Origin of the sequence: Curtobacterium sp. HSID17257, assembly GCF_003989515.1 — a bacterium.
Lineage (GTDB): Bacteria > Actinomycetota > Actinomycetes > Actinomycetales > Microbacteriaceae > Curtobacterium.
Genome location: NZ_RBLU01000200.1, coordinates 1 through 2,548 on the forward strand (window position 1 = coordinate 1; position 2,548 = coordinate 2,548).

2 protein-coding genes and 1 pseudogene are annotated in these 2,548 nt (G+C 73.7%); 2 read left to right on the top strand and 1 reads right to left on the bottom strand.

Going from position 1 to position 2,548, the window contains the following annotated elements; translation table 11 throughout:
- Window positions 1-126: 126 nt before the first annotated feature.
- Window positions 127-801: an MtrAB system response regulator MtrA gene (mtrA, locus tag D8M35_RS15970; protein ID WP_126892696.1), complete on the bottom strand. Its 675-nt coding sequence runs from the start codon at window positions 799-801 to the stop codon at window positions 127-129.
- Between the two features lie 147 nt (window positions 802-948).
- Here mtrA and D8M35_RS15975 point away from each other — a divergent pair, with 147 nt between their 5' ends.
- Window positions 949-2,262, top strand: a complete 1,314-nt coding sequence (locus D8M35_RS15975) for a glycerophosphoryl diester phosphodiesterase membrane domain-containing protein (RefSeq protein WP_161972700.1) — start codon at window positions 949-951, stop codon at window positions 2,260-2,262.
- Window positions 2,226-2,548: pseudogene (locus D8M35_RS15980) on the top strand (hypothetical protein); the annotation flags it as partial. The gene D8M35_RS15975 and the pseudogene D8M35_RS15980, both read left to right, overlap by 37 nt.

Here is a 2,548-nt window from a genome sequence, read left to right on the forward strand (position 1 = left end):
GCCCGGGCCACCGCTGGCCGGACGGAGGTCGCGCCGACGGACGGCCGTCGGACGGATCGCCGGGCCGGCTGGCCCCGACGTCCGGGCCGTTGGTGCTGGTGTCCGACGACGCCGACGGCACGGTGCTCAGGCTCCTCCGGCCCGGTAGCCGACACCGCGCACGGTCGTGACGATCTTCGGGTTGTCCGGGTCGTGCTCGATCTTCGCGCGGAGACGCTGCACGTGGACGTTCACGAGCCGGGTGTCCGCCTTGTAGTGGTAGCCCCAGACCTGGTCGAGGAGCATCTCCCGCGTGAACACCTGGTTCGGCTTCTCGGCGAGCGCCCGGAGCAGGTCGAACTCCAGCGGCGTGAGCGCGATCACCGTCTCGCCGCGACGGACCTCGTGCGCGGCGACGTCGACGGTCAGGTCGCCCGCGTGCAGCACCGAGGCGTCGCCGGCCGTCGGACGCAGTCGCGTCTTGATGCGCGCGACGAGCTCCTTCGGGTTGAACGGCTTCACGACGTAGTCGTCGGCGCCGTTCTCGAGGCCGGCGACGACGTCGGCGGTGTCGCCCTTCGCGGTCAGCATGATGATCGGGGTACCGCTGTCGGCGCGGATCCGCTTGCAGACCTCGATGCCGTCGATCCCCGGCAGCATGACGTCGAGCAGCACGAGGTCGGGCTTCGTGCTGTGGAACGTCTCGACGGCGTCGTTGCCGTCGGCGCTGAACGCCGGCTCGTAGCCCTCGGAGCGGAGGACGATGCCGATCATCTCGGCGAGGGCCTGGTCGTCGTCGACGACGAGGATGCGCGGTGTCATGTGCGTGGACTCCGGGTGACGGGCGGGAGGTACCGGACCGGCACCCACGGGTCACGATAGCCGAGCACCCGTCGAGCGGGGTTCGTGCGACATGATGGGGTGGTCGCGCGTTCCGCTGCGCGGCTGCGCATGATCGAGGGGGCGGCGATGGCCGACTGGCAGGTTCCGGGTTCCGGTGGGGGCGACGACCGGACGGGAGGCCCGTCCCACCCTGCGGGGCAGCCCTCGGCCGACAGGTGGTCGGGTCAGCAGCCGTGGCCGGGTCAGCAGGGGTGGCCGGGTCAGCAGGGGTGGCAGCAGCAGTCCGGTCCGGGGCGTCCCGCTCCCGCACCGCAGCGGCCGGTCGTCCCGCTCCGACCGCTCGGCCTCGGGGACGTGCTCGCCGGGGCCTTCACGGTGTTCCGTCGGAACCCGCGTGTCCTGCTCCTCTGGAGCCTGCTCCTCAGCGGTGTGCTCGGACTCCTCGCCACCCTGGCGAGCACCTTCAGCCAGCAGTCGCTCCAGACGCGGTTGTCGTCGGCGGTCGAGACCGGCGGGAGCGGCGCCGGGGACGTCGTCGCCGGTACCGTGACGCTCTTCCTCGTGCTCTCGGTCGGGCTGCCGTTCCTGGCCTACCTGGGCCGGGCGTTCCTCGTCGCCCCGGTCGCGGCGGACACCGGGCAGCGGATCCTCGGGCGGCGCGCCAGCTTCGGCGGGCTCTGGGCACTCCTCGCCGGTCGGCGGTGGCCGGTCGTCGCGTGGATCCTGCTGCAGCTCGCCGCGGGGCTCGTCCTCGCAGCGGTCTTCGGCGGCATCGCCGTCGGCATGGCCGTGAGCCTGACCGCGGGTCGCGCCGGCATCGGCGGGTTCATCGGCGCGTTCTTCCTGTTCGCGATCGGCGCCCTCGTCGTGATCGCCTGGCTGGGCACGCGGTTCGCCTTCACCGTCCCGACGATCGCCCTCGAGGGCCGGGGCGTGTTCTCCGCCGCCGCGCAGTCGTGGCGGCTCACCCGCGGGGCGTTCTGGCGCACCTTCGGCATCGTCCTGCTGGTGCAGGTCGCCTTCGGGGTCGCGGGGTCGATCGCCTCGATCCCGCTCTCCTTCGGCACGGCGCTGGCGATCGGTGCCTTCGACCCGCTCGGGCAGACCGGCACGGCAGCGGGCGTCGGCGCCGGGGCCGTCGTGGCCATCGTCCTCGGCGCGCTGTTGTCGATCGCCGTGCAGTGCGTCACCGACGTGCTGAGCGCCTCGGTCCTGACCCTCCTGGCCGTCGACCGCCGCATCCGGACCGAGGCGCTCGACCAGCGCATCGCAGCGCACCTGGAGACCGGAGCGCCGGCGGACCCGTTCGCACCGGCACCCGCGGTCCCCCGTGCCCCGTGGCCGGGACAGCCCGGCCCCGGGTCGGCCTGGCCGACGCAGCAGTGGCCCGGACAGCAGCAGCAGTGGCCCGGACAGCAGCCGTGGCCGGGCGGCTCGTGACGATCAGCCCGGACGACGCGCGTCGGCTGCTCGAACGCGAGCTCGACCGTGCCGACTACGACGGTGCGCGCGCGACGTGGTGGGACCGGGCGTCCCGGCACCTGCTCGAGTGGCTCGGGTCCTTCCGCCCGGGCGGCGGGCTGGACTCCCCGGCGCTCGGGACGACCGTGCTCTGGATCGCCGTCGTCGTGCTCGTGGCGGTGGTGGTCGTCGTGGTCGTCGCGCGCGGGCTGCCGCACCGCCGGGCCCGCACCGCACGGTCGGACGACGGGAGCGTCTTCGACGG

Bases quoted from the DNA above. Each gene is read 5' to 3' on its own strand.
- mtrA (WP_126892696.1), bottom strand. From the start codon at position 801: ATGACACCGCGCATCCTCGTCGTCGACGACGACCAGGCCCTCGCCGAG.
- D8M35_RS15975 (WP_161972700.1), top strand. From the start codon at position 949: ATGGCCGACTGGCAGGTTCCGGGTTCCGGTGGGGGCGACGACCGGACG.